This is a genomic window from Kitasatospora sp. NPDC059146, from assembly GCF_042786665.1.
Classification (GTDB): Bacteria; Actinomycetota; Actinomycetes; order Streptomycetales; family Streptomycetaceae; genus Kitasatospora.
In genome coordinates this window covers 1-6,361 of sequence record NZ_JBHZCY010000232.1, presented here as the reverse complement: position 1 = coordinate 6,361, position 6,361 = coordinate 1, and the positions used below count along the sequence as shown (strand labels likewise).

Sequence of the window (6,361 nt, the reverse complement as noted above, 5' to 3'; positions counted from 1 at the left end):
GTGCCGGTGCCGTGCTGGTCGGCCAGCTGGTAGGTGAGCTTGGTCGGTCCCTGGCGGACGAGGGTGACGCCGCCGGGGAGGGCGTAGTAGCGGGTGCCGGTGCTGGCCTTGGCGCCGGTGTCGTAGGTGAGTTCGTCTCCGGCGCCGAGGTTGACGGTGACCTTGCCGGGGTTGCGGCGGACCAGCTGGTTGCCGTCCGCGTCGTAGACGTAGGACGTCGTCGCACTGCCCTGCTTCATCGTGGCGAGCTTGCCCTCGACGTCCCAGGTCAGGTCCGCGCCGTTGGCCGCGTCCACCGCGTTCCAGGTGTGGGAGTCCCACTTCGGGGCCCAGCCCGGCGCGTACACCATGAACTTGCCGTCGTCCTGGACGACCGCGAAGTACTTGCTGTTCGGCCCGACCCACGACTGCGAGGACCACAACGGAACCCGCTGCGGGTCGTAGACCACGAAGTTGCCGTCGTCCTGCATCGTCGCCCACGCACCCGGGTGGTTGGCCGTGTTCGTCGACCACACCACCAGGCCGGTCCGCAGCGAGGTCAGCACCAGGTTGCCGTCCGACTGCATGGTGAGCTGCACGCTGCTGGAGCGCACCGACTCGCCCGGGTTGAGCACGAAGCCCGCGCCCATGGTCTTGTTCGCGCCCGGGTTGGCGATCTTCGTCGTGTTCCCCGCCGCGTCGTACTGGTAACTCCCCGGCGTGCTGCCGTTGTTCGGGAACGTCGACTTCACCGCGGTAGGTACGTGCGAGCCGCCGGTGCCGCCGCCCGTGCCCGCCGCCGTGGTCGGCGTGTTGCGCGAGCCCGCCGCCGGGAAGGACTGGTCGATGGTCAGGTCCTTGGACTGGTCGCCGGTCGGGTTGTGCATGACCAGCTTGGTCCGGTTGCCGACCGCGTCGTAGGTGTAGTCCTGCCAGTACGGCGCACTGCCGCCGACGGTGGTGGTACCCGCCGTCGAAGCCCCGCTGGTGGGCGTCGCGTTGGCGCAGGCGCCCTGCCCGGCGAGGGACGGGGTGGGCTGGTTGAGCCGCCCGGTGTCCGACCACGCGGTCGTGAGACGCCCCAGGTAGTCGTAGGTGAAGCACTGCAGGTCCGTCCGGTCCGGACTGTTGTCCGGAATCGTGCGCACCGCCGTGACCCGACCGGCCGGATTGTAGGCGTAGGTCGTGTTCTGGACCGTACCCGTGGTGGCCGTCTGCTTGTCCACGTACTGCGTCAGCAGGCGTCCGGTCGACTCGTCGTAGGTGTTCGTCGAGACGACCTGGGTACCCCAAGGGTTCATCGTGTCACGGATGTTGCGCCCGTAAGCGTCCCAGTCCGCCTGCCGGAGATAGGTGTACCCGGCGCCGCTCATATCGTTGAGCTGCCCGAACTCCTCGTAGTTGTAGTTCACCGCCTCCTGCGCCAGATCACCGGCCGCGGCACGCGTCTCCGACACCAGCGAACCACTCACCGGGTTGTAGGCGGCCGAGTAGTCGAAGCTCACCTGCCCGGTCTGACCGATCTCGGCACCCGGGAGGGAGACCGAGGTCTTCGTCGCCCGGTACGCCGCGTCGTACTCACCGACCGACTTGGTGTACGCCGAACCACCCGCCCCACCGACGTACCGGGTCGAGGAGCTCAACTGCCCCTTCGCCACGGTGTCGTAGACGAAACCGGTCAGCTGGTTCGCCGGAGCGACCGAACCGTTGAACGTCCCGGTCTTACGACCCAGCAGGTCGTACGTGATCGCGACCGTCTGACCGCGGGCGTCCGTCGTCGACGCCAACTGTCCCGCACCGTCGTAGGTCCGGGTCGACACACCCGTGTCCGGGTCATCGGCCTTCACCTGACGACCGCGCTGGTCGTACGTGTAGCTCCAGGTGTTCCCGGCCGAGTCCGTCCGGGTCGCCGCCTGGCCACCCGGCGTGTACGTGTAGCCGGTGACGTCCGCGTCGGCCTGGTTGCCGGTCGCCGCGGCCGTCTTGTACTGCCACACCTGCGTCTTGCGCCCGCGGGCGTCGGTGACCGTGCTGGTGGGCGTGGCTCCGGCCGGCGGCGTGACGTCCACCCGGTCAGCGCCGGGGTACGCCGTCGTCGTCGTGGTCTGCGGCTTGCCCAGCGCCACGAACTGCGAGTTCACCACCCGGCCCAGACCGTCGAACTGCACCACGCTCTGGTTCGGGACCATCGCGCCGTCCGGGATCCACCGGGTCGTGTTCGGCTTGTTGGTGTCCTCGTAGTAGGCGTTGTAGGCGCGGCCCACCCGCCCCTGGGAGTCGTAGAACGTGTCCGCGATGATCCGGCCCTGGTAGGCGGAGATCGCCGGGTCCCCCTGGGTCTGCACGGTGCGTCCCAGGCCGTCGACGATCTGCACGGACTTCCCGTACGCCTTGCCGCCGGGACGCAGCGAGTTCGTCGTCACGGTGGACGGCCCCGAGGTGCCGTTGAGGGCGTAGTCGAAGGTCGCGTTCGCGTTGCCGCCGGTGTCCTGCCCCGGGGACCAGACCGCCTTCACCCGTCCGAGACCGTCGTACGTCTTGGTCGTGCTCCGGCCGTTGGGGTCCGTCGAGGTGAGCGCCAGGCCTCGGGCGGGGTTGAGCGTGACGGTGCTGGTGCGGGGGGTGCCCGCGTCCGGCGCGCCGGCCGGGGCCGGGGTCCCGGTGACCACCTTGTTCGGCAGCTCACCCGGGTTCGCCGAGCTGTACGCCGTGGTGGTGACCGCGCCGTTCGGGTTGGCGCTGTCCGTGACCGTCGGGTCCGTCACCGAGGTGACCCGGCCGTACTGGTCGTACGTGCTGGTCGCGGTGGTGACGAACTGCGCGGCGCCGTTGGCGTCGTAGCCGTTCAGTACCTGCTTGCCCGTCACCTCGGCCTTGGCGCCGGCGCTGCCGAAGCCCTGGCCGTCGTAGAGGGCGCGCGTGTCGGAGACCGTGTTGGACGCGTTCGCGTCCGCGGTGCAGGCGTTGGCGCCCGAGATGACGAACTGCTCGGAGACCAGGCCGGTCATCTGGGCGTTCGGGCCGCCCGCGTAGCGGTAGCGGGTGCAGAGGTCCGGGGTGCCGTCGGCGGTGCTCAGCGAGGTGGTGACCCGGTTGTTGTTCCCGGCGTCCGTGTTCGACACCGTCGTGGTGGTGCGGGTGCCGGTGGTGGTCGCAGTGGTCACCGCGGTGGTCACCTTGGTGGCGCCGTAGCGGGCGACCAGGTCCGGCAGGCCGGCGCGCTTGTGGGTGGCCGTCACCGCCGGGTTCTCATAGGAGTTGACGGTGTACGACACCGGCGAGCCCGCGTCGGCCGAGGCGTCCGCGTAGGTGTCCGTCTCCAGGATCTGCCCGGACATCCAGTCGGAGTCGGGCCGGCCGCCGCTCTTCACGCCGGCGACGGAGGCGCCCTTGGGCTTGCCGTCGGCCTTGAGGTCGCCGTCCATGCCCTGGTAGTAGCTGGTCGTCGACTTGGTCTGCGGCCCGTCCTTGCCCGAGCCCGTCACCGCGGTCACGCTCGCGAAGCCGCGGAACTGGTCCCAGGTCCGGTAGTCGGACTCGACCAGCGGGCTGTCGTTGCGGTGCCAGGCCGCCGGGCCATAGGCGTAGGAGGTGGTCATCGGGACCGAGCCGGAGACCAGGTTGCCGTTCGGGTCCACGGTCACCGTGTCGACCGGGTAGCGCAGGAACCAGTCGTCCACCGTGGACTGCACCTGCGTGTCGAACCACTTCACGTTGAAGCAGGGCAGGGTGTCACCGTCGGCCGAGGCGGGCATCCGCCCCGCCGTGCGCGAGCACTGCTCCTGCTTGTACGAGACGACGATGCTGCCACCGGTCTCCGTGGTGATCACCGCCATGCGCGGCCGGTTGTAGCGCGGACGCGCCGGCACCAGGCCGTCCACCCGGTTGGGCAGCAGCAGGTCCGCGAAGGTCACCGCCGGAAGCACCTGCTCGGCCTGCCCGTTGGCAGTGTCCTTTCCGGTGCGCTTGACCGACTGCAGCCAGGCGATCGGCGCGTTCTCCGTCGCGTTCTGCGGCGTCTTGAACACGTGGGTGAAGTCGTAACGGTCCACCGGACGGTACGAACCGCCGGAGCGGATCGAGGTCGTGATCCCGTTCAGCCACTTCGTCGACCAGTACGTGGGACCATAGTTGGTGCAGGCACCACTGTCCTGGCACTGCTTGTCCATCGGCACGTCCGGCCAGTTGGCCGCGTTCGCCGCCGTACGCTGCGCCGGATCGCACGCCGCCGCGTCCGACACGCACCGCTCACCCGAGTCGAAGTCGACCCGCGCCGCGGACTGATAGGAGCCGCCCGCACCCAACTGGTCCGACAGCAACTGCCCGTAGGTGATCGCGGCCAGCACCCCGCCACGCGTGTACGCGGTGTTCGTACCCTTACCCGCGTTCTGCGCACCACCGCGCGTATACCAGTTGGTCTCGGGCGTGTACGCGTACGTGGTCAGATTCCCGTGCGCGTCGACCACGTAGTCGAGGTTCCAACGCCACGCGCTCTGGCACCACGAACCCTTGCCCTTCGACCCGTCGTAGCACGGGTCGCCCGGGTTCGGGGAGTACACCGGAACCGTCCACGCCGACTTGCTCTCCGGACCCGCCTTGCTCGGCGAACCATCGGCCGCCGGAAGCTGGTTGAGCCCGAAGTAGTACACCGTCCCCGAGGTATCCGTCACCTTCAGATAGGAACCGTTCCAGGTGCCGTTGTTGGCGCCGGTCAGGAACTCGACCTTCGTCCCGTCGTCACCCTTGAGCCGCCACTTGCACCGCGACTGCTCGTCCGCCGCCGACCCGGCGACACACGACGAGTCCTCCGGCACCAGCTCACCCGAGTGACCACCCAACGACAACGTCAGGTTCGGACCACCCCAGCACTGATCGCCCGAACCCGGAATGCCCGCCTTGTCACAGCCCCGGTAGCCGCGCTCGACGAACCCCGCGCTCAGGTCCCAGCCGTCGCCGATCCAGGAGGCCTGGGCGTTCGTCGACGCCGTCTTCCCGTCCACCGACGCCGAGTCGTAGCCGAGCGCCAGCGTGGGGGCACCACCACCCAGGGACGACGGCACCGCGATCGGGTAGCTGTAGGTGAAGGAGCCCGACGCACTGCCCGAGGTCCAACTCTGGCTGGAGGCCAGCGGAGTGGCGCTGTAGGTGCCGGTGCCGCTGGAGGGTGCGGCGTCCAGTGCGAGCAGTACCTGCCCTGCGGCGGCGGGTGCTTCGGCCGCGGCTGCGGACTCCGCCCGCACGCCCTTCGCCTTCCCCCCGACCGCCGGCAGGTCGACGTCCGCGACCAGCCGCTTCGACTTCTCGTCGTAGTGCGAGGCCACCGGCGTCCGCACCTGGCAGCCGTCGGCGCCCGGGGCGGTCAGCGCGCACTCCGGCAACGCCACCAGCCGCGCCCGGTGGGCGAGGTCACCACTGACGCCCATCGCGGCGAGGTCGAGCCCGACCTGGACCTTGCCGGCCTCCGCAGCCCCGTCGCGCGCCAGCGTGACGACGGTGCCCTGCACGCCCTGCACGCCCTTCGCGGACTCCACGGACGGCGCGGCGACCTTCACCCGCACAGGAGCGGGCGTGGCACCGCCCGCCGCCGGTGCCAGCCAGACCGGGAGGTCGCCCGCCTGCTTGGCCGCGCCGGCGTTGCCGTCCAGCGCGACGTCCGCGGTACCGGACTTCGGCTGCGGCAGGGACTTCGGCGGCACCCAGTCCGGCGAACCGGTCGGCGGCGTGGTCGACTTCGCCTTGTCCGCCGCACCGTGCACCGAGGCCGTCTTCGGCAGCGGTGTGCCGGGCGGCGACCAGATCCGGCCCTTGTCCGCGCCGCCGCCCCCGGGGGCCGCTACCGCGGTGCCGAGCGGCGCCGCGAGCACGGTCAGAACCGCGAATGAACCGACGACCGCCAATCGGGATCTACGCCACCTCGAAGGCGATTTTTCCCACCCGGTGGCACCAGGTGGTAGTTCGGGAAAAGAGGACATCTCCACCCCTTTGAGAGGTCCGCGTCGCGACTTGACGCGGACAGGTCTCGCTGGAGGGTAGGGGGCTAACAATCCAGCGGTCGAGCGGCTTGAGGATCTCCTGAGGTTGTGATTCACGTCACAGTTGAACGAAATCGGCGGACGGTCCGTCAAACCGGACATCCACCGCAGAAAGGCAATTGACGTTGAATCACCAATGCGGCAGCTTGCTGGGGACCTCTACGAACCATCATGGCCCGACCGTCATTCACGGCCGGGCATTCACGCCTATCCACGAAGGGGCTTCACCATGCGCGCTCCCTCCGGAGCTTCCCCCGGCATGCGCAGAACCGGGCATCCGCCCCGGCGTTCCCACGCCGTCGCGGTCGCCCTCGTACTCGCACTGACCTCCGTCGGGCCGATCGCGCCAC

The 6,361-nt window shown here is 69.7% G+C and carries 1 protein-coding gene; it reads right to left on the bottom strand.

Annotated elements, in window-relative coordinates; translation table 11 throughout:
• On the bottom strand, window positions 1-5,843 hold a 5,843-nt coding region (locus ACFXPX_RS43200; RefSeq protein ID WP_380645051.1), incomplete at its 3' end, for a hypothetical protein.
• Between the last annotated feature and the right edge of the window lie 518 nt (window positions 5,844-6,361).